Genomic DNA, 23,938 nt, shown 5'->3' with positions numbered 1-23,938 from the left:
CGCCACCGCGCGGCTTACGCCTGGTACCAACATCTTCGGTACCATCGCTACTACCCTGGGCGCATGAACCTTCCCAGACCGGGGGGTGGGTAATTACGGGTGGAGCGTTAATTTGGAGCGCGATCTGGGTGTTCCAGCTCCGGCCCTGCAGCGGGTATTCTTTGAACAGCACTGGGATGAGGTGGTGCATGGACGCGCCGCACTGCGAGACCGTCTTGCGCCGGCGCTCGCTGAAATATCGCCTTCGGTTACTTGCGACGCATTCATTGATTACTGGTTCAGCAACGACGCGCACATCGATCACTGCTTGCTATCTGAACTACAAGCACTGCGTTGCGAAGGCATTGAGGTCCATCTCGCGACGGTGCAAGAACATGAGCGGGCAGCTTATCTTTGGGACCAGCTTGACCTCCGCAGCAAGTTCGATGGTCTGCATTACGCTGCCGCGCTGGGCTGTTCCAAACCAGACCGGGCCTTTTATCGATCCGTGGAAGCAGCGGTCGACCTCACACCAGAGGCAATCTTTTTTATCGACGACAAGGCTGTCAACGTTGCTGGTGCGCGAGATTGTGGGTGGACGGCGGCTTTGTGGACCGGCCAACAAACGCTGCGAGCGCTGATGGATCAGCAGCGTTGGAACGTCAGCTGACCACCCGAAGGAGGACGTTCATTCGAGAGACCGACGATCGGACGGAACGCCGACAACGCCCGACGGCTTGACCCGCGCGCGCAGGCGGATGACAGGGAGGGCATGAGCTTCAACACCTTTGGCCACGTCTTCCGCTTCACCACCTGGGGCGAATCGCACGGTCCCGCGATCGGCGCGGTGGTCGACGGGTGCCCGCCAGGCATTCCATTGACCGAGGCCGACATCCAGCCGTGGCTCGACCAGCGGCGCCCCGGCACCTCGCGCTTCACCACGCAACGGCAGGAGCCCGATCAGGTCCGCATCCTCTCGGGCGTGTTCGAGGGGCGCACCACGGGCACGCCGATCAGCCTGATGATCGAGAATGTCGACCAGCGCTCGAAGGACTATTCCGAGGTCGCCAAGGCGTATCGCCCGGGCCATGCCGATTACGCCTATGACGCGAAATACGGCTTCCGCGACTATCGCGGCGGTGGACGGTCTTCCGCGCGCGAGACCGCGTCGCGGGTGGCGGCGGGGGCGGTCGCGCGGCTGGTCGTCAGCGAAGTGACGATCACCGCCTGGGTCGAGGCGATCGGCGGCGACGCGATCGACCCGGCGAATTTCGACGTGGACGAGATCGCCCGCAACCCGTTCTTCGGCCCCGATGCGGTGGCGGCGGCGCGGTGGGAGACGCTGGTCGACGCCGCGCGCAAGTCGGGCTCGTCGCTCGGCGCGGTCGTCGCCTGTGCGGCGACGGGCGTGCCCGCTGGCTGGGGCGCGCCGCTCTACGCCAAGCTCGACGCCGAGCTTGCGGCGGCGTGCATGGGGATCAACGCGGTCAAGGGCGTCGAGATCGGTGACGGCTTTGCCGCCGCCACGCTGCGCGGCGAGGATAATGCCGATCCGATGCGCCCCGGTGCGGAGGGGCCCGAATTTCTCGCCAATCACGCCGGCGGAATCGCGGGCGGGATCGCGACGGGGCAGCCGGTCACGCTGCGCGTCGCGTTCAAGCCGACCAGCTCGATCCTGACCCCGGTCGAGACGATTGCGCCCGATGGCACGGCGGCGGAGATCGCCACCAAGGGGCGCCACGACCCCTGCGTCGGCATCCGCGGCGTCCCCGTCGTCGCCGCGATGGTCGCGCTGGTGCTTGCCGACCAGAAGCTGCTCCACCGCGCGCAATGTGGCCCATCAATCGGGTAACAAACCGATAAGGTGGTTAATTTTGTCGATAGAGGGAGCGACCAAACGCCAAGTTGGTCGTTATCACCCCGACCCATTTGAAGGTCACGTCACAGAAGAGGACCAGACCCCATGCGTATCGCAACTTTGGCAACCATTGCCGCCCTCGGCCTTTCGACCGCAGCCATCGCCCAGACCGCCCCAGCCGGTGGCGCAGGCGCAGGTGGCATGCCGTCGACCGGTTCGACCACCGGAACCACGACCGGCGCACCGTCGACGATGCCGGGCGCGCCGATGGGCTCGACCGCAACCGATCCGTCGATGTCGTCCAGCACGCAGTCGAGCACGACGACGACTGCGACTGATCCGGCCACGTCGACCGACTCGGCGATGAGCACCGGTTCGACGACCGACACGACCGCGACGACGACCAAGTCGAAGCGCACCAAGAAGCGCCCGATGTAAGCATCCTGCGTTGACAGGTTGAAAAAAGGCCCCGGCCGCGTGAGCGGTCGGGGCCTTTTTCGTGTCAGTCGGCGAACGGATCGCGGACGAGGATCGTGTCCTCGCGCTCGGGGCTGGTCGAGACCAGCGCGACCGGGCATTTGATCAGTTCCTCGATCCGGCGGATGTACTTGATCGCCTGTGCGGGGAGGTCGGCCCAGCTCCGCGCGCCTGCGGTCGTTTCCTGCCAGCCGGGCATGCTCTCGTAGACCGGCTCGACCTCGGCCTGGTCGGCGGCATGCGCGGGGAAATAGTCGAGCGTCTCGCCGCGCAGGCGGTAGCCGGTGCAGATCTTCACCTCGTCGAACCCGTCGAGCACGTCGATCTTGGTCAGCGCGATCCCGGTGATCCCGCCGACCGCCGCCGACTGCCGCACCAGCACCGAATCGAACCAGCCACATCGACGCTTGCGCCCGGTGACCGTGCCGAACTCATGTCCGCGCTCGCCGAGGCGCTCGCCTGTGGCATCCTCGAGCTCGGTCGGGAACGGGCCGGAACCGACCCGCGTCGTATACGCCTTTGCGATCCCCAGCACGAAGCCGACCGCGCTCGGGCCGAGGCCGGAGCCGCCCGCCGCGGTGCCCGAGATCGTGTTCGACGAGGTGACGAACGGATAGGTGCCGTGGTCGACGTCGAGCAGCACGCCCTGCGCGCCCTCGAACAGGATGCGCTTGCCGCGCGAGCGCGCATCGTTGAGCACGCGCCACGTCGGCTTGGCGAAGGACAGGACGAAATCGGCGATCTCGCGAAGCTCCTGCACCAAAGCGTCGCGATCGATCGGCGGCTCGCCGAAGCCTGCGCGCAGCGCGTCGTGATGCGCGGTCAGCCGGTCGAGCTGTGCACCCAGCGAATCGAGGTGCGCGAGGTCGCACACGCGGATCGCGCGGCGGCCGACCTTGTCCTCATACGCCGGGCCGATCCCGCGCCGCGTCGTGCCGATCTTGCCAGCACCACTCGCATCCTCGCGCAGCGCGTCGAGATCACGGTGGAACGGCAGGATCAGCGCGCAGGTGTCCGCGAGCATCAGCGTGTCGGGGGTGATCGTCACGCCCTGGCCGCGCAGCTTCTCGACCTCGGCCTTCAGCGCCCACGGATCAAGCACCACGCCATTGCCGATCACGGACGGCGTGCCGCGCACGATCCCCGAAGGGAGCAGCGACAGCTTGTAGACGCTCTCGCCCACGACGAGCGTATGGCCCGCATTGTGCCCGCCCTGGAAGCGCACGACGACATCGGCGCGCTCGGCGAGCCAGTCGACGATCTTGCCCTTGCCTTCATCGCCCCACTGGGCGCCGATCACTGCTACGTTTCCCACGGTCTGTTCCACACATCGTCTGTGACAAAGCGTGCAGCCCTAATGCGCGGGGGGCGGGGGGTCCATGCCTATTGCGTCTGCGCCGTCTCCCAAGCGGAGGCCGGGGCCGCCCCGATGCAGGCGGACCGGCGACCAGCACAAAACCGGGCCGCCCCCGGTCTTCACCGGGGTAACGGGGGAGGCTTTCCGATATAGACCAGACGGGGGGAGGCCCATCGACATGCTGCTTGCGATCCTGTTGGCTGCCGGGCGGGCCGCGACGAGCGAGATGTATGGCGATCTCGGGCGAGAGATCCCGCGCGCGCTTGCGTTCACGCTGGACGGCATCGACGCCCCGCTGAACGCTGTTGGCGAATGCCTCGACCGATATCCACGCCTTGATGCCGACGCAGCGCTCGCGACGCGCGAGCAGCGCTCGATGAGACTGAATCGGGCTATCGGCGAAATTTGGGCGCGATCCGAAGAGGACGCGCTCCATGACCCGCCGCCGCGTCGCCGCAGGGCATGTACCATGACCAACCTATCCGCCGCGCTGCAGGAGGCCGACGTCGCCTTGCAGCGGGCCGAGCAGACGTTTGAGCAGGCAACCATCGCCCTTCGTTCCGGTGCGTGGTTCGGACCCTTGCAACTCTGTCGGGCGAGCGTGCTTCGCGCCGAAGTGGTTCGCCGCGAGAAGGAAGGCGACTGGTATCTGTCGATCACCTTGCGGCCCACCGCCGCCGCCGCGCTTGAGGCGATAACGCGCCGCCGGACCGGAGACCTGCTCGCACTCCGCGTGACCGGGACGGTCGTTTCGCGGCCCAGGGTCCTTGGACCGATTCTGGAGGGGCGGTTCTATGTGTCCGCGGGGGACGGCGGGCCGCTCGAGCATGCCGCCACGTTGGCGTTGGGTCCGTGTTAGGCCCGGAGTGGCAACCCCAACTTTCCGTCATCCTCGCGAAGGCGGGGATCCATACTGGCGGACGGTGGAAGGTGCCGTGAGACAGCGCCAATGGATTCCCGCCTTCGCGGGAATGACGGTTGTCGGGAGGGCGTCCCGCCCCCCCCCCAAAGCCGGCTAGACCGCGCGCGCTTCACCTTCCGCGAGCACGTGCGTGCAAAGCTGCGCCTCGGGCGTATCGCCAGCCTCAAGTGCCGCAACCGTGACCCAGCCCGCCGCGCGCATCGCTGCCGCGGTTTCGGGCGGGGTGCCGAGCGGCACGAACAGCCGCCGCCGGTCGACCTCGGCGAGCCCCGCCGCGACGATCGCATCGGCGTAGAGCGAGAAGCCGACCGCGGTCTCTTCTGCGCCGCCTTCGTGCATGATCGTATAGGTGCCGCCGCGCCCGATCTCGCCGCGCACGCCGCCCGCGAAGATCGAGAAGCCGAGCCAGCTCTGATATTCGAACCGTGGCGCTCGGTCGGGTCGAGCGTCAATGCGACGCGGCTCTTGAGGCCTTCCGCGATCTTCCACAAGGCATCGAGCCGCGAGGTCAGCGCGCCGCGCGCATCGAATGCGCACAGCCGGTCGTGCGCGGTCTCGAACGGACCGGCAGCCTCGATCAGCGGGAGATAGGCGGGCGCGATCCCCGCGACCCCGCCCGCGTCCTTCGCATCGAGCCGGTCGCGGAGCGCGTCGATCTGCGCCGCGTCGATCGGGAACGGCCCGCCTGCGAGCACGTCGATCAGGTCGGGGAGCGTGAAATCAATCGAGATGTCGGTAACGCCCGCCGCCTCGAGTGCCTCGACCGCGACCTCGACCACTTCGCGCGCCGCCGCCACGGTATCGAGCCCGATCAGCTCGCACCCGATCTGGCGGAGTTCGCGCTCGGGCGCGAGTTGCGAGGCGCGGAGTTTTAGCACCGGGCCGGCATAGGACAGCCGCACCGGGCGCGGGTGATGCGCCATGCGGGTGGCGGCGATCCGGCCGATCTGCGCGGTCATGTCGGGGCGAATCGCGAGCGTCGCCTGGCTGACCGGATCGACGAAGCGCACCGCATCCTGCGCGCGCGCGGACTTGAGGCGACCGGCGAGGCCCGCCTCGAATTCAGCGAGCGCGGGGTCGGCGCGTTCGTAGCCGTACGCGTAGGCGGCGGCGAGCGCGGCGGCCTCGAGCCGGGCGGCGGCATCGGCGAAGGGGGGGAGCCGGTCACGGAAGCCGGTCGGGAGGAGGGCGGTGGTCATCAAATGTCCTTCTCCCTCTCCCCTGCGGGGAGAGGGTCGGGGAGAGGGGCAGACGCAAGCGCAGCGCTGATCGTCCCGAGCACGCCGTCGAGATTTCCCATAACGTCGGCGTTGTCGAAGCGGATCACGCGATACCCTTGTCGTTCGAGCCACGCGGTGCGGCGGGCGTCGGCGCTCTCGTCGTCGGCGTGGGTGTCGCCGTCAAGCTCGATCACGAATTTTCGGGAACGCGCGACGAAGTCGGCGATGAACGGGCCGATCACGACCTGATGGGTGAACTTGACCGCCGCGAATCGTTTGGCGCGGAGGTTGTACCAGAGGCGCGCTTCGGCGGGGGTGGGGTTGCTGCGCATGTGTTTGGCATGCGCTAGCAACAACTTGTCGGTTTGTGGCGCGGCCCCTCTCCCCGGCCCTCTCCCCAAGGGGGAGAGGGAGAAGAGGAGCCTACTCGCGGTCGCTTAGAACGCCAGACCCATCGCGGTCACGACGCCCGGCAGCGCGCGGACCTGCGCGAGCAGCTCCGGCGTGAGCGCCTCGTCGATCGACAGCAGCAGCACCGCCTCGCCACCCGCCGAGCGGCGACCAAGGTGGAACGTCCCGATGTTGACCCCGCCCGTACCGAGCAACGTCCCCAGCCGACCGATGAACCCCGGCGCATCCTCGTTGACGACATACAGCATGTGCCCGGCGAGATCGGCCTCGACCTTGATCCCGAACAGCTCGACGAGCCGCGGCGCGGCATCGCCGAACAGCGTCCCCGCGACCGAGCGCTCGCCCGCATCGGTCTTGACCGAGACGCGCAGCAGCGTGTGGTAATCGCCCTCGCGCTCGGTGCGGACTTCGCGGACTTCCATCCCGCGCTCCTTGGCGAGCAACGGCGCGTTGACCATGTTGACCGTGTCGGTCTGCGTCCGCAGGAACCCCGCCAGCACCGCCGACACCATCGGCTTCTGGTTGAGCTCGGCCGCAGCACCTTCGCTATGGATCGAGATCCGCGCGATTGCGCCGTGCGTCAGCTGGCCGACCAGCGAGCCGAGCTTCTCGGCGAGCGCCATGTACGGCTTGAGGCGCGGCGCTTCCTCGGCCGAGAGCGACGGCACGTTGAGCGCGTTGGTGATCCCGCCCGACATCAGATAATCCGACATCTGCTCGGCGACCTGGATCGCGACATTGACCTGTGCTTCGTCGGTCGAGGCACCGAGATGTGGCGTCGAGACGAAGTTGGGCGTGCCGAACAGCGGCGAGTCCTTGGCGGGCTCGGTCACGAACACGTCGAGCGCGGCACCGCCGATATGGCCCGAATCGAGCCCGGCCTTGAGCGCCGCCTCGTCGATCAGGCCGCCGCGCGCGCAGTTGATGATGCGCACGCCCTTCTTGGTCTTGGCGAGATTCTCGGCCGACAGGATGTTGCGCGTCTGGTCGGTGAGCGGGGTGTGGAGCGTGATGAAGTCGGCGCGCGCGAGCAGATCGTCGAGCTCGACCTTTTCCACGCCGAGTTCGACCGCGCGTTCGGGCGAAAGGAACGGATCATAAGCGACGACCTTCATCCGCAGGCCGAGCGCGCGATCCGCGACGATCCCGCCGATGTTGCCCGCACCGATCAGGCCGAGCGTCTTGGCGGTCAGCTCGACCCCCATGAAGCGGTTCTTCTCCCACTTGCCGGCCTGCGTGCTGGCATCCGCTTCGGGAAGCTGGCGCGCGAGTGCGAACATCAGCGCGATGGCGTGCTCGGCGGTGGTGATCGAATTGCCGAACGGCGTGTTCATCACGACGACGCCCTGCGCCGACGCAGCGGGGATATCGACATTGTCGACGCCGATCCCGGCGCGGCCGATGACCTTGAGGTTGGTCGCGGCGGCAAGGATCGCCTTGGTCACCTTGGTCGAGCTGCGGATCGCGAGGCCGTCATATTGGCCGATGATCGCGATGACTTCTTCCGGGGTCTTGCCGGTAATCTCGTCGACTTCGACGCCGCGCTCGCGGAAGATCTGCGCGGCTTTGGGGTCCATTTTGTCGGAAATGAGGACTTTTGGCATGATTTTTCCTTCTGCTCCCTCTCCCCTTCAGGGGAGAGGGTCGGGGAGAGGGGAAGTGGAAAATTCGGGAGAGGTGGCGTGCTGGACTGCCCCTCTCCCCGGCCCTCTCCCCGCAAGCGGGGAGAGGGAGACGCGGTTACGCGGCCTTCACGCTCGCATAGGCCCAGTCGAGCCACGGCCCGAGCGCGACGATGTCGGCAGTGTCGACGGTCGCGCCGCACCAGATGCGCAGGCCCGGCGGTGCATCGCGGTAGCCCGCGATGTCATACGCCGCTTTTTCCTTCTCGAGCAGCCCGGCGAACGCCTTGATGAACGCCTCGTCCGCACCCTCGACCGTCAGGCAGACGCTGGTCTTCGAGCGCGTCGCTTCGTCCACGGCGAGATGCCCGAGCCACGGCCGGTCCGCGACGATCTGGTCGAGTGCCGCCGCATTGGCGTCGCTGCGCGCGATCAGCCCGTCCGCGCCGCCGACCGTCTTCGCCCATTCGAGTGCTGCGATACAGTCCTCGACCGCGAGCATCGAGGGCGTGTTGATCGTCTCGCCCTTGAACACGCCTTCGGTCAGCTTTCCCTTGGACACGAGGCGGAACACCTTTGGCAGCGGCCAGGCAGGCGTATAGCTTTCGAGGCGCTCAACGGCGCGGGGCCCCAGGATCAGCACGCCGTGCCCGCCTTCGCCGCCGAGCACTTTCTGCCAGGAGAAGGTCGCGACGTCGATCTTGTCCCAGTCGATGTCATAGGCGAACACCGCGCTGGTCGCGTCCGCGAAGGAAAGCCCCTCGCGGTCGGCGGGGATCCAGTCGGCGTTGGGGACGCGGACGCCCGAGGTGGTGCCGTTCCAGGTGAACAGCACGTCATTCGACCAGTCGACCGCGCCCAAATCGGGCATCTGGCCATAATCGGCGCGTACGACGGTGGGATCGATCTTGAGCTGCTTGACCGCGTCGGTGACCCAGCCTTCGCCGAAGCTTTCCCAGGCGAGCGCGGTTACGGGCTTGGCACCCAGCATCGTCCACATCGCCATTTCGTAGGCGCCGGTGTCGGAGCCGGGGACGATCCCGATGCGATGCGTATCGGGGAGCTTCAGCAGCTCGCGCATCAGGTCGATGGAATATTGCAGCCGCGTCTTGCCGATCTTCGAGCGGTGCGAGCGCCCCAGCGAGTCGGTCGCGAGATTGGCGGCGGACCAGCCCGGAGGCTTGGCGCACGGGCCCGAGGAAAAATACGGGCGTGCAGGCAGGTGCGCAGGACGCGCAGGCAGTTCAGTCATGTAGTCTCTCCTTACAGAGAGCACGCGCGGCGTTGGGACCGCGTGGCCCGTCGCCGCTCCTAGAGGTCTGCCGCGCAACGTCAAGTCGTTTCGGTCGACACGCGCGCAACGATCGTTCAGGATGCGATCCTTACCGGGGGGTAATCCCATGCAGAACATCAGGGCGCGCGAAAGCGCAGCGATCTATACGATCGTCTTCTGGCTGGTCGCCAGTTTTGCCGTGGCGGTGTCCGGCGGATTGCTCGTCGCGGGCTTGGGCGGCACCGGCGCAATCTGGTCGACGGCGGCACTGGACGCCGTGGAACGCTATACGTCGGTTGTCGCCATCATCGCCTTGGCCGCTTTCGTTCTGTCCGCTGTTTGCGTCGGGCTCTGGATCTACCGGGCAAGCGCCAATGCGCATGCGGTATCGGATGACCTGACGATCTCTCCGCGCTGGAGCGTCGGCTTCTTTTTCGTGCCCGTGATGAACCTGTTCAAGCCGTATCGGGCGATGCGGGAGACGTGGCAGGCGAGCATCGCTCCCGGCGCACTCCACACCGTCCCCGTGCCGCTAACCCTGCGCATTTGGTGGGGTCTGTGGTTGACCAGCTCGGTGCTCGGAAACGTGAACTATCGGCTGACCGCCAATGCCAAGACGATTCAGGATATCGCGGTCGGTGGATGGCTCGACATCATCGCGGTCGACGTGCCGATGGCGGTGTCGCTGATCGTCCTGATCCGGCGACTCGGCGCAAATCAGCGCGGGCTCGTCGACCGCCGCGTTTTTGAGTAGCGGTTCGGGCACGCAATCGCGCTAACAGGCCCGCATGGTCCGTAGCCTTTCCGTCGTTCTGCTGACGCTCTTGCTCGCCGCCTGCGCATCGGGGGGCGGGCGCGACAAGCAGCCGCCGCAGCGCCCCGCCGGGGCGCGGCCGGTGACGCTCAACCTGCCGACCAGCCGCGAGACCAAGGCCTGCTACGCCGACCTGTCGCGCGAGGATGTGCGCTATTCCCCGCTTCCCGACCGCGATTTCGGCGGCGGGTGCCAGATCGTCGGCGCGCTGCAGTTGCTCGACATCGGGATCCCCGTCACCAATCTCCGCGCAATGCGCTGCGGCCTCGCTCGCAGCTTCTCGGGCTGGGTCGAGCATGCGGTCGTTCCCGCGGCGCACCAGATGCTTGGGAGCGACCTGGTGCGGATCGAGAGCATGGGGACCTATGCCTGCCGCAACGTCGTCGGCACCAAGCCGGCCTATGCCGGGCGGCGCTCGGGGCATGCCACCGCCAATGCGGTCGATGTCGCGGGCTTCGTTCTACAGGACGGGCGGCGGATCACGATCCAGGGCGGGTGGAACAACCCCGACCCCAATATCCGCGCCTTCCTGCGGACGATCCGCGCGTCGGCGTGCCGGCGGTTCGGGACGGTGCTGAGCCCGGACTACAATGCGGTCCATTACAACCACCTGCATATCGAGGATGATCGGGCGGGGTTCTGCCGGTGACGGGGGCACGTCCCGCCTTCAAATCCGCCGCCGAAACGCCTATCTGGCGCGGATGAGCCAGTCCCCCAAGCACGACACGCACGTTCCTTCGCGCGTATTCCCCGCCGCCCGTACCGATGCCGAACAGGCCAAGACCGGTGTCAGCACCCCCCAGACCGAAACCCCGGCGTATCGCCTCGCCTTCCAGGACATGGATTTCCTGCTGCGCGAGGATCTCCGCCCGATCCGCTTCCAGCTCGAACTGCTCAAGCCCCAGCTGATCATGGACGAGGCGAACATCGCCTCGACCTTCGTGATGTACGGCTCCGCGCGCATCCCCGAGCCCGCCAAGGCGCAGGCTTTGCTCGACCTCGCGCACGCCGCCGAGGGCGACCGCGAGCAGGCGATCCGCATCGCCGAGAATCTCGTCGCCAAGTCCAGATATTACGACGTCGCGCGCGAGCTGGGGCAGCTTGCGAGCGGCTTCCCGGTCGATACCGAGGGCAAGCGCCACTTCGTCGTCTGCTCGGGCGGCGGGCCGTCGATCATGGAAGCCGCCAATCGCGGCGCGGCGGATGTCGGCCATGAATCGATCGGGCTCAACATCGTGCTCCCGCATGAGCAGGCGCCCAATCCCTATGTCACCCCGTCGCTGTCGATGCAGTTCCACTATTTTGCGCTGCGCAAGATGCACTTCCTGCTCCACGCGCGCGCGCTGGCAGCGTTCCCGGGCGGGTTCGGCACGTTCGACGAACTGTTCGAGCTGCTGACGCTGATCCAGACCGGCAAGATCGCGCCGATCCCGGTGCTGCTCTACGGTCGCGAATTCTGGAACCGCGTCGTCAATTTCGACGCGCTGGTCGAGGAAGGTGTCGTCAGCGCCAAGGACCTGTCGATCTTCACCTTCGTCGAGACCGCGCAGGAGGGCTGGGACGTGGTGCAAGACTTCTATCGCGACCGCGACTAATCCAGACTCCTGCGCAGGCAGGAGCCCAGGGTAGCGGGCGCTGCACCGGTAACCCTGGGCCCCGGCCTTCGCCGGGGCGCAGGAGCTACTTACCCGCCGCCGCCGGAACCGTCGTGTTGCCAAGCCCCTCGACGCTCGGCGACGCCTTGCCGCCCGGATCGGCCGCGCCCGCCGCAGGCGGTGCCTTGGCGTCGGTCGCGGTCGGTGCGCCTGCCGGGGGTGGCGGGAGCGGGACGTTCGAGCCCTGCTGGTTGAGATACAGGATCACGTCGGCGCGGTCCTTGCCCGCGGTCAGCCCGGCGAACGTCATCTTGGTGCCCGCCGCATAGCCGCGCGGCGAGGTGAGCCATGTGTTGAGCTCGTCGAAGGTCCACTTCTTGCCCGCACCCGCGGTCTTGAGCGCGTCCGAGAAGGCATAACCGCCCTTGCCCTGCGCGATTCCCTCGCCGACCGTCGCATACAGGTTCGGCCCGATCCCGTTCGCGCCGCCCTGCGCGATCGAATGGCAGGCGGTGCACTTCTTGAAGACTTCGGCGCCATGCGCGGCATCGGCCTTGGCGAGCAGCGCGGCAATCGGTTCGTCGGGGGCGGCGGCACCGCCGCCAGCAGCGTCGTCGGCGGGGGCTTCGATCGGATAACCGGCCTTTTCGGCCTTGATCGGCTTGACCAGCATGTTGCCGCCGATCGTCAGTGCGAGCGCGAGACCCATGGTGCCAAGCACCCAGCCTGCGATCGTATTGGTGCGATTATCCATATGGTTGCCGCTGCCCCTGCCGATGTCCGGCCCTCACCGGGGCCGCTATGATACTTTCGTGCATAGATTCGCATGGGGCTGACCGCAAGCCGTGCGTGTACCGGGGTTGCACCCGCTTGCCGTCCGGACCCGGGAACGGTACGCGCCGAGCCGATATGGAAAATTTCGCCGCCCCCGCCCGCGCGATCGTCGCGGAGATGACCGCCGCCGCCGCCGCCGACCCGAGCCGCGCGGTCGCGTTTCAGGGCGCGCCGGGCGCAAATTCGCATATCGCCGCGCTTGAGGCGTTCCCGGACGGCCTCCCGCTGCCCTGCTTCGATTTCGCCGATGCGATCGAGGCGGTGCGCGATTTTCGCGCGGATTGCGCGATCATCCCGATCGAGAATTCGCTCCACGGGCGGGTCGCCGACATGCATTTCCTGCTCCCCGAATCGGGTCTGGTCATCACCGGCGAGCATTTCCTCGCGATTCGCTACGCGCTGAGGGGACCGGCCCGCTGTCGGGCGTGCGCGAGGCGATGAGCCATCCGCAGGCGCTCGGGCAATGCCGGCTGTGGCTGCGCGAGCGCGGGATCCTGCCCGCCTCATATCCCGACACCGCCGGCGCGGCGGCGGTGGTGGCGGAGCGCGGCGACCCCGCGCTGGCGGCGCTCGCACCCCCCGGCGCGGCGGCACTGTACGGGCTCGAGACGCTCGCAAGCGACATCGCGGACGCCGAGCACAACACCACGCGCTTCGTCGTGCTCGCGCGCGAGGGGCATGAGCCGCTCGGCGACGGCGAATGGATGACGACGCTGATCTTCGAGGTCAACAACGTCCCCGCCGCACTCTACAAGGCGATGGGCGGGTTCGCGACCAATGGCGTCAACATGACCAAGCTCGAAAGCTACCAGCGCGGCGGCAGCTTCGCGGCAACCGAATTCTACGCCGACGTCGCGGGACGGCCCGGCGACCCGGGGTTGGGCCGCGCGCTGGCGGAACTCACGTTCCATTCGAAATGGGTGCGCGTGCTGGGGACGTATCGACAGGCGCGCGTGCGCGGTTGACTCCTGCGTCCGGCGCTCAGGCGGGCCGGACGAGATGCTCGGGCAACACCCCCGGGCCGGTCATCTCCATCCCGAACGCGCGCATCACTGCGGCGTCCTGTGCGGTGCTGCCATACTGCCCGGGTTTGAGCGTCTTGCCGCGCTGCGCGAAGAACGCCTCCATCTTGCCCGCGGGGGCGAAGGAGATGAGCAATCGCCCGGGTGTCGTGCCCGCAAACGCCCAGGCATGCGGAATCCCGCGCGGGCCGAGCACGCAATCGCCGGGGGTGAGCCAATGGCGCGTATCCCCGACCTCGACGACATAATCGCCCTCGAGCACGAAGAACAATTCGTCCTCGCCGTGATGAAGATGCCGTGGCGGCCCGCCTTTGCGGTCGTTCGCCTGCTCGAGCACGAACAGCGCGCCCGCGGTATCGTCGGTCAGCACCTTGTAGCGCGTGCTGCTGAGCCCGATCGCGCGCATCTTGCCCTCGCGGTCCGCGTCGGCGGCAACCTTGCCGGGGATCGCCGCACGGACGGCCGAACGCGCCTGGGAGAGGATCGGCGCGAACACCGCGAGCGCGGGGACGGACAGAAGCGATCGGCGCAGCATCGACGGTCTCCCCCAACACTGCGCCGATCCTACACCAGAAACCGTCCGCAAGCGACTTTATTCCCCTAGCGTTACGAGCTTGCTCCGTCCCGTTTGCCTATCGCCTCACGTTTTCGACAACGCCGTCGGCATACAGCTTCCTGATGCTGTCTCGCGAGAACGTCAGGTGTTCCGGAGCATAATAGGAAGCATCGTCGGTCTTGCCGACGCTGACATCGCGTTGCACGCTCAGAAGGTCTCCGTAATAGGCCTTTGGTATCTCGACCTCTACGGTGCGGGAGTCGGCGCGGACGACGCGCATCGCCCCGTACATCCGCGGCGCATCGGGATCGGGCATCAGCTTGGCAAGGTTGGTTTCGTAAAGGTCGCCCGCGCGCGGGTCCGCGACAAAGAGCTTGTCGATGGCGGTGTCCGCCACGCGCGCGAACGGCAGCGCGGCGATCAATGCGGCGATACCGCCTACGCCAACCATCCAGCCCCGGCGATCCCACAGCGGGATCGCCTTGCCGGTTTCGGCGGAATCGAAATCTTCGGCACCGGCGGAGTAGGTAGTGTTGCAATTTTCGCATACCAGCACCGGGTTGCGCCCCGTCGTCCAGCGGAAGACCCAGTACTGGTGCCGCACAGTATAATCGACGAAGTGCGCGAACGTAGAGTCTTCGTCGCAAGCACTACAATGCCGTACGCCCGCATCGCCGACATATGCCGCTTTATGCGATGATCCCCAGGAAATAAACATGACAGCCCCCTCGTTTCCAAAGCGCGCCACGACGGTGCGCTTCTGGCAAACAAGCCATGTTTACCTTGCCGGAGCCAGCCCTTTACGTGGCCTCCGCTCACGCCGTAAGCAGCGTGAACGCGATCGCATAGGCAGGCGGCGGCAGGAACGGTCCGTCGCCCCCGGCGAGCACCGTCCGCACATCCTCGCGCGAGACCCAGATCGCGTCTTCCAGCTCATTGGTGTCGAGCGTGATCGTGTCGTTCTCAGCGATCCCGACGCACGCCACCATCGGCGACGACGGGAACGGCCACGGCTGGCTCGCGATATCCCGCACGTCGCGCACCATGAGTGCGCGGGCTGGGGACGTATCGACAGGCGCGGGTGCGGGGGTAGGGGCGTGCGTAGCTCCCCTCCCTGGAAGGGAGGGGTTGGGGGTGGGTCGCTCTCCGGGGCTGGCAACATCCGAATAACGGGCCAACCCACCCCCGGGCCCCTCCCTTCCAGGGAGGGGAGGGAAAAGCCGTTACCCCTCCGCCCACGCCGTCAGCAGCGTGAACGCGATCGCATAGGCAGGCGGCGGCAGGAACGGCCCGTCGCCCCCGGCGAGCACCGTGCGCACATCCTCGCGCGAGACCCAGATTGCGTCTTCCAGCTCGTTGGTATCGAGCGTGATCGTATCGTTCTCGGCCATGCCGACGCACGCCACCATCAGCGACGACGGGAACGGCCACGGCTGGCTCGCGATATACCGCACGTCGCGCACCCGAACGCCCGCTTCCTCCATGATCTCGCGCGCGACCGCTTCCTCGATCGATTCGCCGGGTTCGAGGAACCCCGCGAGCGCCGAATAACGCCCCGGCGGGAAGGCGGGCTGGCGCCCCAGCAGCGCGCGCCCGTCATGCTCCGCGATCATGATGACGACCGGGTCGACGCGCGGGAAATGCTCGGCGTTGCAATTCGGGCAGCGGCGGCCCCAGCCCGCGCGGAACAGCGCGGTCTGCGTTCCGCAATTCGCGCAATATTGGTGGCGGCTGTGCCAGTCGAGCACGCTGCGCGCGGCGGCATAGGTCGCCGCCTCGCCCGGCGCGAATTGCCCGAGCAGCCCGAACAGCCGGGGCGAGCGCCCCGGCGGCGCACGCATGCCGGGGATGTACGCTGCGAAATGCCCGCGCCCGGACTCGTCGAGCCCGAGCAGTACGAGCTCGGCCCCGTCGGGCACGTCGGCGAGCGTCGTCCAGCCCAGCGTCCCGTCGCCCATCAGGACGGGATCGAACCCGTCGAGCCGGAGCAGCCGCGAGCGCCAGTCGCCGGTCAGCGCGGCAAGCCCCGCTTCGTCGTGGCGCAGCGCGTCCGCCCGGTCGAGCGTCCCGCCCGTAAACCCCGGAGCGATCACCGCTTGGCCAGGACCGGTGCGAGGTCGGCGTAGATCGCCTTCGTCGCATCCGCGCGGAGCGGATAGCGGTCGCTCGGCAGGTAATTGACCATCACCGTCGCGCGGACCTTGTTGACCGGGTCGACCCAGGCGATCGTCCCCGCAGCGCCGCCCCAGCCGTATGTTCCCTTCGCCGGACCACCGGGCGCGTCGTACAGCGTGACCGAACCGCCCGCGCCGAAGCCCTGCGGGTTGGTCGTGCCCCCCGTCGCCGAGACGGCACCCGGATAGACCACGCCGAGCGGGAGCAGGTTGGACATCGCAAGTTGGACGGTCGCTGGCTTGAGGATCCGCTTGCCGTCGAGCGTGCCGCCGTTCTGGAGCATGTGAAGGAAGCGGTCGTAATCGCCCGCCGACATCACCAGCCCCGCGCCGCCATAAGGGAAGCTCGGCTTCTGCAGGTAGACCGAGGTCGCGGCCGGATCGAGCGGGACGCGGTTCGCGCCGAGGATCGCATAGCCAGTCGCGAGCCGCCGCGCATCGGCTTGCGGTACGGTGAAATAGGTCGAGGTCATCTTGAGCGGCTTGAAGATCCGCGTCTCGAGGAAGCGGTCGAACGGCATCTTGCTCGCGACCTCGATCACGCGGCCCATCACGTCGAGTCCGATCGAATAGCTCCAGCGCGTGCCCGGCTCCGCGATCAGCGGCAGCGTCGCGACCTTGTTGGCGAACGCCTCCAGCGTCGCGGGGCGCTTGAGCCGCATCTGCGCCTCGCTTTTGGCGTCCGAGGTGAACGGGGTGATGCCCGCCTCCTCATACGCCTTGAGCAGCGGGCCCTTGGTGATGATCGTATAGCCGAGCCCCGCGGTGTGGGTGAGCAACTGGCGGATCGTGATCGCGTGCGTGGCGGGGAGCGAGGTCAGCGTATCGGGGCTGACCTGGACCTTCATATACTTGAACGCGGGGATGAAATCGCTGACCGGCTGGTCGAGCTTGATCTTGCCTTCTTCGATCAGGATCATCGCCGCCATCGCGGTGATCGGCTTGGTCATCGAATAGACGCGCCACAGGCTGTTCGCGTCGGTCATGGCGGCACCGGGTTCGTCGCCGAGCTTGCCGTCCGCGATGACCGCGGGGGGCGCATCGCCGCGCCCGATTACGCCGACGATGCCGGGCATCTTGTTGGCTGCGATATAGTCGGCGAACAGCTTCTCCGTCGACGGCAGCGCCGGGGTGGTCGGGCCGCGCGCTTCGGTCTGCGGGGCGGGGCGCGGGGCCATGGTAGGAGCGGGCTGCTGCGCGAGCGCGGTGCCCGTCAGCAGCGCGGCAAGGGTGGTTCCTGAAACCAGATACCGAATCATCAAGCTCTCCTGTTTGCCGCCCGTATCGTCGTCGCCGCCTTGGCGAAGACCGTCGGCAGCCCGGCCGAGTCGAGCTCGGCGATGGGCCACCATTCACCCGAATCGCCATGCCCATGCCCGCGCGCCACGGCAAGCGACAGTTCCAGCCGGAAGTGCGTGAAAACATGCGCCACCGTATCGGGAAGCAGCGTCCAAGGGGCGGCCACCGGCGGATCGGCGAGGCCGGGCGGTGCATCCGCCCATGGTCCCGTCGGCAACGCGCGCATCCCGCCGAGCAACCCGCGCGGCGGGCGGCGGACGAGCAGCACGCGGTCGTCCTGCTCGAGCCAGAAGATCGTGCCGTGGCGCTGCGGCTTGACCGCCTTGAGTTGCTTGATCGGGAAACCCTCGGGATTGCCCTGCGCGTAGGCGGCGCAATCCGCCGACAGCGGGCAGGCGAGGCAGCGCGGGGTGCGCGGGGTGCAGACGCTCGACCCGAGGTCCATCATCGCCTGCGCGAAATCGCCCGCGCGCGTGTCCGGCGTGATCGTGTCGGTCGCCGCGCGTATTTCGGCTAACCCTTTGGGAAGAGGCGCTTCTATCGCAAACAGCCGTGCGACGACACGTGCAACGTTCGCATCGATAACCACCGCGCGCTCGCCGAACGCGATCGCCGCGATCGCGGCGGCGGTATAGGCGCCTACCCCGGGCAGCGCGCGCAGGCCCTCCTCGGTCGCCGGAAACCCGCCCGCCGCCACCACGGCGCGCGCGCAGGCGTGCAGGTTGCGCGCGCGCGCATAATAGCCAAGCCCCGCCCACGCCGCCATAAGGTCCGCCTCGGGCGCGGCGGCGAGCGCCTCGACGCTTGGCCAGCGCGCGACGAATTCGGCGAAGCGCGGCGTGACCGCGGCGACCGTCGTCTGCTGGAGCATGATCTCGGACAGCCACACGCGATACGGATCGGGCGCGTTGCTCCCGGGCGCGGCGCGCCACGGCAGCGTGCGCGCGTGCGCATCGTACCAGGTGAGCAAATGACGGGCGATGAGGGAAGGACGCTTGGCGGACACGGCCCCGCTATGGCATGGACGGCGCAATGAGCACCAGCGGCACCAAAGCCCCCACCAAGACAAAGCTTCCGCCCGCGCAGCCCGAGCATCGCCGCGGCGGCCGCGCGCGTTCGGTCGCCGAGCTGCTGCCCGATGCGGGACGCGCCGCCTTCCGCCGTTTCGGCTTCGTCCAGAGCGCGGTCGTCACGCGCTGGGGCGAGATCGTCGGGCCGCGCTATGCCAACGTCTCCGCGCCCGAATCGATCAAGTTCCCGCACGGCGAGCGGACCGGCGGGACGCTCAACCTCGTCGTGCGCGGCGCGCATGCGACGATGATGCAGCATATCGCGCCCGAGATCATCGAGCGGGTCAATCGCTTCTTCGGCTATGCCGCGATCGCCAAGGTGCAGATCCGGCAGGGCGACGTGATCAGCCGCCCGAAGCGCATGCCCGCGCCCGTCCTCCCGCCCGCGCCGCCCGAACTCGGCGCGAGCCTGCGGACGATCGCGGATCCGGAATTGCGCGCGGTGCTCGAATCGCTTGCGGCAGGGGTGGCGGCGTCGCGCGGCGCGCCGGTGATTGGGGAATAAGACGAATGCGAAGCCTGGGGTTGGTCGCGGGGATCGCGGCTGCGTCGATCGGATCGCCGCTCGTCGCGGCGCAGGGCAAGCCGGTGCGTCCGGCGGCGGTCGACTGGAGCCGGACCGTCGTCCGCACGCCCGACGGCGGGGTGCGGATGGGCAACCCCGACGCCAGGGTCAAACTGATCGAATATGGCGCGCGGACCTGCCCGACCTGCGCGACCTTCGCGGTCGAGGGCGAGCCCAAGCTGGTCGCGGGTTATGTCGCGGGCGGGCGGGTCAGCTACGAGTATCGCGATTACCCGGTGCACGGCGCGCTCGATCTCGGGCCGATCCTGCTCGGCGACTGCGTGCCCCTGCCGCGCTTCTTTTCGGTGATGCAGGCGATGATGGCGCAGCAGAAGGCGCTGGTCGGCCGCCCCGCGCAGATCCCCGACGCCAAGGGCAAGGAGCTCGAAAAGGCGACCCCCAACGTCGTCGCCGCTTATCTCGCCGATTTCTATGGCTATACCGATCTGGTCGTGAAGATGGGCCTGCCCCGGCCGCGCGCCGCCGCCTGTCTGGCGGATGCGAAGGCGGTCGATACGATCGTCGCGCGCGCCAATGTCGGGCAGACCAGCTACAAGATCAGCGGAACGCCGAGCTTTATCCTCGACGGGAAGGTGTTGCCCAACGTGTACAGCTGGGACGCGCTCGAACCCGTGCTCAAGACCGCGCTCGCCGCGCGCTAACCTCGATACCCCAGGAGCTAAATTACGATGACCACCCGTATTCTGGCGCTCGCGCTTCCGGCCCTGCTGCTCGCTTCGTGCGGCGGCGACAACAAGGGTGCGGGCAACACCACCACCGCCGCGAGCGCGCCGGTCGCGGGCAAGGCCGCGCTGGCGGGCAAGAGCTGGACCGAGACCGTCACCAAGACCGGCGACTACGGCTATCGCATGGGCAACCCCGATGCGCCGATCAAGCTGGTCGAGTACGGCTCGCGCGCCTGCCCGTTCTGCGCGCAGTTCGAGGCCGAAGGCTTCCCGCTCCTCAAGGCGCAATATATCGCGAGCGGCAAGGTTTCGTACGAATTCCGCGATTACCCGATCCACGGCGCGCTCGACATCGCGCCGATCCTGCTCGGCCACTGCGTCGATGAGAGCGCCTTCTTCCCGTTGCTCGAGGCGATGATGGCGAACCAGCAGACGCTGCTCGCCAAGGAACAGGAAGTCGGCCAGAAGATCCAGGCGATGCAGGGCGCCTCGCCGCAGACGATCGCGACGACCTTCGCGCAGGACCTCGGGTATCTCGACTTCGTCAAGCAGCGCGGCGTGCCCGATGCCAAGGCGCGCGCCTGCCTTGCGGATTCGGCGCAGCTCGATGCGCTGACCAAGGCGACTGCCAAGGCCAATGCGGATCACAACGTGCAGAGCACGCCGACCTTCCTGATCAACAACGAGCCGGTCGAACTCCAGCCGACCGGGGCGGCCTGGCCGCAGCTCGAACAGGCGCTCAAGCGCGCCGGCGGCTGATCCGGCAGGGGGCGGGAGGCCCGGGGGGATGCAGATCAAGCGGCTGAGGCTGTCGGGGTTCAAGAGCTTCGTCGACGCCGCCGATCTGCGGATCGAACCCGGGCTGACCGGAATCGTCGGCCCCAACGGCTGCGGCAAGTCCAACCTGCTCGAAGCGTTGCGCTGGACGATGGGGGAAACCTCCGCGCGGTCGCTCCGCGGGGCGGGGATGGACGACGTGATCTTCGCGGGCACGTCGACGCGCCCCGCGCGTGATTTCGCCGAAGTGTCGATGCTGATCGAGACCCCCGGGCCGGCGGGGGAGCAGGAAAGCGAGGTCGTCCGCCGGATCGAGCGCGGCACGGGTTCCGCCTACCGGATCGACGGGCGCGACGTCCGCGCGAAGGACGTCGCGCTGCTGTTCGCGGATTCGGCGACCGGCGCGCATTCGCCCGCGCTGGTCAGCCAGGGGCGGATCGGCGCGATCATCGCGGCCAAGCCCGCCGAGCGGCGCGCGATGCTCGAGGAAGCCGCCGGGATCGCGGGGCTCCATGTCCGCCGCCGCGATGCCGAGCAGAAACTGCGCGCGACCGAGGCCAATCTCGCACGGCTCGACGAACTGATCACCGAGCAGGACACGCGCGCCGCGTCACTCCGGCGGCAGGCGAAACAGGCCGAACGCTATCGGATGCTGTCCGACCAGATCCGTGTGGCCGAAGCACGCATGATCTACGCGCGCTGGCGCGATGCGCAGGCGGCGGCGGATGCGGCGAAGGCGGAAGCGGCAACGTGCGAGACGCGCGTGAGCGATGCCGCCGAGGCACAGCGCGCGGCGGCGGCTTACGCGCTGGCGGCGACCGAGGCGCTCGCAACCGCCCGAGCGGCGGCGCAAGCGCTGCGCGATGCGGCGAGCGAGACCGCGCATCGGCTGGCGACGGTGCGCAGCGAACGAGCGGCGGCGGTGCGGCGGCGCGATGAGCTTGCCACGGCGCGCGCGCGGCTGGCGGACGATCACGCGCGCGAGGGCGCGCTCGCGCATGATGCCGCCGATGCGATCGCGCGGCTCGCCGAGGACACGCGGACGTTCGATGCCCGGGTCCTCGCACTGACCAAGCGTGTCCCCACGTTGGAGGCGCGGCAGGCCGAAGCCGAGCGCGCCGGGCGCGATGCCGAGGTCGCGCTGGCGCAAGGGCTCGCAGCGCAGGCGACCGAGGCGGCGGATGCGCGGGTGGCCGAGGCGGCGCTCGCGGCGGCGCGGGCCCGCGCGGACCGCAGCACGCGCGATCTGGCGCGGGTGACGGCGGAGGCGGCTGCATTGGGCGACGCCGCGCCGCTCCTCGCGGATCGCACCGCTGCACAGGAAGCGCGCGTGCAGGCGTTGCAGCACGGTGAGGACGCGCGCGCGGGTCTTGCGCGCGCCGACGCCGACGAACGCGGCGCGCGCGACCAGCGTGACCGTGCGCAGGCGGCGCGATCGGGGGCGCACGCCGATCTGGCGGCGCTCGACAGCGAAGCGGCGGCGCTGACGCGTGCGACCAGGCGCGACGGGCGCGACCGCGTGCTCGACCGGATGCGGCCCGACCCTGGTTACGAACGCGCGCTTGCGGCGGCGCTGGGGGATGATCTGGAGGCGGGACTCGACCCGGCGGGTGAGCGGTTTTGGGCGGGTGCCGACGCGCTGCCCGACGATCCGGCTGCACCGACGGGGACGGTCCCGCTCGGCAGGCATGTCGTCGCCCCGCCCGCGTTGGCGCGACGGTTGGCACAGGTGTTCGTGGTGGACGAGGACGACGGCGTCGCGCTTGCGGTCGGGCAGCGGCTGGTGACGCTGCGCGGAAGCCTGCGGCGGTGGGATGGCTATGTCGCCAAGTCGGGCGGCGCGGCGGCGGCCGAGCGGCTTGAACGGATGAACCGGTTGCGCGCGATCGAGGATCAGCGCCCTGCCGCCGTTCGCGCGGTCGACTCCGCGGATGCCGAACTCGCGCGGATCGATTCGGCGATTGCCGAAGCGCGCACCGCGGCGGTGGTGGCGCGGCGGTTGCTCGAAAGCGCGGAGACGCGCGCGCGCGACGCGGCGCGCGCCGAGGACCGCGCGACCGCGGCGATCGAGCGGATCGAGGCGCAGCGTACCGATCTTGCAGGCCGGCGCGCGCGGGTCGAGGCGGATCATGCCGAGGCCGCTGCCGAGGTGACGCGCGCGGCCGCCGCGCATGCCGCGCTCCCCGATGGCAGCGCCACCCGCGCGCGCGTTGCCGACCTTTCGGGCGAAGCCGAGCATCGTCGCGCCGACATCGCCAGCGCGCGCGCCGAGCGCAGCGGGGTCGACCGCGATCTCGGCAGCGCGCGCGAACGCGTTGCGGCGATGGCGGCGGAGGCGAAGGGGTGGCGTGCGCGGGCGGGAGAGGCGGCAAAGCGGATCGCCGAGATGGACAAGCGCGACGCGGCGCTCGCGCTGGAAGCCGAGGCGCTGGTGGGTCACCCCGAGGCGCTTGCGGCCGAGGTCGTCGCGCTCGACGCGCAGCATGCCGCCGCGCGCGCCGATGCGGATGCGGCGCAGGGTGCCGAACGCGCCGCCGACGTTGCCTTGCGCGCCGCCGAGGCGACCGCCGCCGCCGCCGCCGAAACGCTGGCGCAGGCGCGCGAGGCGCGCGCGGGCGCGGCGGCGCGCGCTGAAAACCAGGAGTTGCGCCGGGTCGAGATGAACCGGCTGTCGGGGGAGCGGTTCCAATGCCCGTCGGTGCTGCTCCCCGAGCGGGTCGGGTTCGACGGCGCGACGGTGCGCACACCCCCCGAGGAATCCGCGGCGCATGAGAAGCTCAACGTCGATCGCGAGCGGATCGGCCCGGTCAATCTCGTTGCCGAGACCGAACTCGCCGAGCTGGAATCCGCGTCTCAGGGCAATGCCGCCGAGCGCGAGGAACTCGGGCTGGCCGTCAACCGGCTGCGTGGGTCGATCGGGACGCTCAACCGCGAGGGGCGGCAGCGACTGCTGGCGGCGTTCGAGGCGGTCGACGGACATTTTCGGCGGCTGTTCACGACTCTGTTCAACGGCGGCGCGGCGCATCTCGCCTTGGTCGATTCGGACGATCCGCTCGAGGCGGGGCTCGAGATCATGGCGCAGCCGCCGGGGAAGAAGCTGCAATCGCTGACCCTGCTATCGGGCGGCGAACAGGCGTTGACCGCGGTTGCGCTGATTTTCGGACTGTTCCTGACCAACCCGGCACCGATCTGCGTGCTCGACGAGGTCGATGCGCCGCTCGACGACGCCAATATCGAGCGGTTCTGCGACCTGCTCGACGTGATGACGCGCGAAACCGCGACTCGCTACCTGATCGTCACGCACAATGCGGTGACGATGAGCCGGATGCACCGGCTGTTCGGCGTGACGATGATCGAGCAGGGGGTAAGCCGGCTCGTATCGGTCGATCTCAGCGCGGCGGAAACGTTGCTCGCGGCCGAGTGAGCC

21 protein-coding genes and 3 pseudogenes are annotated in these 23,938 nt (G+C 68.6%); 12 read left to right on the top strand and 12 right to left on the bottom strand.

Going from position 1 to position 23,938, the window contains the following annotated elements:
• Positions 1 to 112 precede the first annotated feature (112 nt).
• The 3 genes from RI03_RS22750 (at position 113) to RI03_RS15945 (ending at position 2,275) form a co-directional block, all read left to right on the top strand.
• Complete coding sequence (locus RI03_RS22750; protein ID WP_238542410.1) at positions 113 to 649, top strand: HAD family hydrolase; 537 nt, start codon at positions 113 to 115, stop codon at positions 647 to 649.
• A 102-nt stretch (positions 650 to 751) separates the two neighbouring features.
• The gene (gene aroC, locus RI03_RS15950) at positions 752 to 1,831 is read left to right on the top strand and encodes a chorismate synthase (protein ID WP_010218539.1); all 1,080 of its coding nucleotides are present in this window, start codon (positions 752 to 754) and stop codon (positions 1,829 to 1,831) included.
• Between the two features lie 111 nt (positions 1,832 to 1,942).
• Positions 1,943 to 2,275 carry a hypothetical protein gene (locus RI03_RS15945; RefSeq protein WP_051007276.1) on the top strand — a complete coding sequence of 111 codons (333 nt, stop codon included), beginning with the start codon at positions 1,943 to 1,945 and terminating at the stop codon, positions 2,273 to 2,275.
• Positions 2,276 to 2,339: 64 nt separating this feature from the next.
• On the opposite strand, the gene RI03_RS15940 is transcribed toward RI03_RS15945, so the two are convergent.
• On the bottom strand, positions 2,340 to 3,629 hold the full coding sequence (locus RI03_RS15940) for an adenylosuccinate synthase (protein ID WP_010162144.1): 1,290 nt from the start codon (positions 3,627 to 3,629) through the stop codon (positions 2,340 to 2,342).
• A 220-nt stretch (positions 3,630 to 3,849) separates the two neighbouring features.
• Between RI03_RS15940 and RI03_RS15935 the strand changes: the two genes are divergently transcribed.
• Entirely contained in the window at positions 3,850 to 4,530 is a 681-nt protein-coding gene (locus RI03_RS15935) for a hypothetical protein (RefSeq protein ID WP_010218537.1), read from the top strand.
• Between the two features lie 156 nt (positions 4,531 to 4,686).
• Here RI03_RS15935 and RI03_RS15930 read toward each other — a convergent pair.
• The 4 genes and pseudogenes from RI03_RS15930 to RI03_RS15915 form a co-directional block, all read right to left on the bottom strand.
• Positions 4,687 to 5,792 (bottom strand): annotated as a pseudogene (locus RI03_RS15930) (ATP phosphoribosyltransferase regulatory subunit).
• On the bottom strand, positions 5,792 to 6,145 hold the full coding sequence (locus RI03_RS15925; RefSeq protein WP_010218536.1) for an endonuclease domain-containing protein: 354 nt from the start codon (positions 6,143 to 6,145) through the stop codon (positions 5,792 to 5,794). Before RI03_RS15925 ends, RI03_RS15930 begins: the two are co-directional and overlap by 1 nt.
• Before the next feature lie 105 nt (positions 6,146 to 6,250).
• Entirely contained in the window at positions 6,251 to 7,828 is a 1,578-nt protein-coding gene (gene serA / locus RI03_RS15920) for a phosphoglycerate dehydrogenase (RefSeq protein ID WP_010218535.1), read from the bottom strand.
• Positions 7,829 to 7,964: 136 nt separating this feature from the next.
• The gene (locus tag RI03_RS15915) at positions 7,965 to 9,098 is read right to left on the bottom strand and encodes a phosphoserine transaminase (protein ID WP_010218533.1); all 1,134 of its coding nucleotides are present in this window, start codon (positions 9,096 to 9,098) and stop codon (positions 7,965 to 7,967) included.
• 148 nt (positions 9,099 to 9,246) lie between these two features.
• Here RI03_RS15915 and RI03_RS15910 point away from each other — a divergent pair, with 148 nt between their 5' ends.
• From RI03_RS15910 to RI03_RS15900, 3 genes are read left to right on the top strand one after another with little or no spacing between them, the layout of a single operon-like run.
• Entirely contained in the window at positions 9,247 to 9,873 is a 627-nt protein-coding gene (locus tag RI03_RS15910; protein WP_010218532.1) for a DUF4328 domain-containing protein, read from the top strand.
• Between the two features lie 34 nt (positions 9,874 to 9,907).
• Positions 9,908 to 10,582, top strand: a complete 675-nt coding sequence (locus RI03_RS15905) for an extensin family protein (protein WP_010218531.1) — start codon at positions 9,908 to 9,910, stop codon at positions 10,580 to 10,582.
• A gap of 52 nt (positions 10,583 to 10,634) precedes the next feature.
• Positions 10,635 to 11,528, top strand: coding sequence for a TIGR00730 family Rossman fold protein (locus RI03_RS15900; RefSeq protein WP_026046774.1), 894 nt, complete (start codon positions 10,635 to 10,637; stop codon positions 11,526 to 11,528).
• 85 nt (positions 11,529 to 11,613) lie between these two features.
• Here the strand turns inward: RI03_RS15900 and RI03_RS15895 are convergent, their stop codons facing one another.
• On the bottom strand, positions 11,614 to 12,282 hold the full coding sequence (locus RI03_RS15895; protein ID WP_010218529.1) for a c-type cytochrome: 669 nt from the start codon (positions 12,280 to 12,282) through the stop codon (positions 11,614 to 11,616).
• 155 nt (positions 12,283 to 12,437) lie between these two features.
• On the opposite strand from RI03_RS15895, the pseudogene RI03_RS15890 reads away from it, so the two are divergent.
• Positions 12,438 to 13,327, top strand: a pseudogene (locus tag RI03_RS15890) (prephenate dehydratase).
• 16 nt (positions 13,328 to 13,343) lie between these two features.
• Here RI03_RS15890 and RI03_RS15885 read toward each other — a convergent pair.
• The 6 genes and pseudogenes from RI03_RS15885 to RI03_RS15860 form a co-directional block, all read right to left on the bottom strand.
• Positions 13,344 to 13,919, bottom strand: a complete 576-nt coding sequence (locus tag RI03_RS15885; RefSeq protein ID WP_010218528.1) for a cupin domain-containing protein — start codon at positions 13,917 to 13,919, stop codon at positions 13,344 to 13,346.
• Between the two features lie 97 nt (positions 13,920 to 14,016).
• The gene (locus RI03_RS15880; protein WP_238542409.1) at positions 14,017 to 14,688 is read right to left on the bottom strand and encodes a hypothetical protein; all 672 of its coding nucleotides are present in this window, start codon (positions 14,686 to 14,688) and stop codon (positions 14,017 to 14,019) included.
• A 67-nt stretch (positions 14,689 to 14,755) separates the two neighbouring features.
• Positions 14,756 to 14,983 (bottom strand): annotated as a pseudogene (locus RI03_RS15875) (NUDIX hydrolase); the annotation flags it as partial.
• A 180-nt stretch (positions 14,984 to 15,163) separates the two neighbouring features.
• Positions 15,164 to 16,033, bottom strand: a complete 870-nt coding sequence (gene nudC / locus RI03_RS15870; protein ID WP_010218524.1) for an NAD(+) diphosphatase — start codon at positions 16,031 to 16,033, stop codon at positions 15,164 to 15,166.
• On the bottom strand, positions 16,030 to 17,373 hold the full coding sequence (locus tag RI03_RS15865; RefSeq protein ID WP_010218523.1) for a serine hydrolase domain-containing protein: 1,344 nt from the start codon (positions 17,371 to 17,373) through the stop codon (positions 16,030 to 16,032). Before RI03_RS15865 ends, nudC begins: the two co-directional genes overlap by 4 nt.
• Positions 17,373 to 18,383 (bottom strand): A/G-specific adenine glycosylase, encoded by a 1,011-nt coding sequence (locus RI03_RS15860; protein WP_010218522.1) that lies wholly within the window; start codon positions 18,381 to 18,383, stop codon positions 17,373 to 17,375. Before RI03_RS15860 ends, RI03_RS15865 begins: the two co-directional genes overlap by 1 nt.
• A gap of 50 nt (positions 18,384 to 18,433) precedes the next feature.
• Between RI03_RS15860 and RI03_RS15855 the strand changes: the two genes are divergently transcribed.
• The 4 genes from RI03_RS15855 to smc are packed head-to-tail and all read left to right on the top strand — an operon-like array spanning position 18,434 to position 23,935.
• Positions 18,434 to 18,988, top strand: a complete 555-nt coding sequence (locus RI03_RS15855; RefSeq protein WP_010162163.1) for a DUF721 domain-containing protein — start codon at positions 18,434 to 18,436, stop codon at positions 18,986 to 18,988.
• 5 nt (positions 18,989 to 18,993) lie between these two features.
• On the top strand, positions 18,994 to 19,710 hold the full coding sequence (locus RI03_RS15850; RefSeq protein ID WP_010218521.1) for a thioredoxin domain-containing protein: 717 nt from the start codon (positions 18,994 to 18,996) through the stop codon (positions 19,708 to 19,710).
• Positions 19,711 to 19,737: 27 nt separating this feature from the next.
• On the top strand, positions 19,738 to 20,493 hold the full coding sequence (locus RI03_RS15845) for a thioredoxin domain-containing protein (protein ID WP_010218520.1): 756 nt from the start codon (positions 19,738 to 19,740) through the stop codon (positions 20,491 to 20,493).
• 28 nt (positions 20,494 to 20,521) lie between these two features.
• Complete coding sequence (gene smc, locus RI03_RS15840) at positions 20,522 to 23,935, top strand: chromosome segregation protein SMC (RefSeq protein ID WP_010218519.1); 3,414 nt, start codon at positions 20,522 to 20,524, stop codon at positions 23,933 to 23,935.
• Positions 23,936 to 23,938 lie beyond the last annotated feature (3 nt).

The sequence above is a fragment of the Sphingomonas sp. PAMC 26621 genome, from assembly GCF_000251145.1.
Lineage (GTDB): Bacteria > Pseudomonadota > Alphaproteobacteria > Sphingomonadales > Sphingomonadaceae > Sphingomonas.
This window is presented reverse-complemented; position numbering and strand designations above follow the sequence as displayed.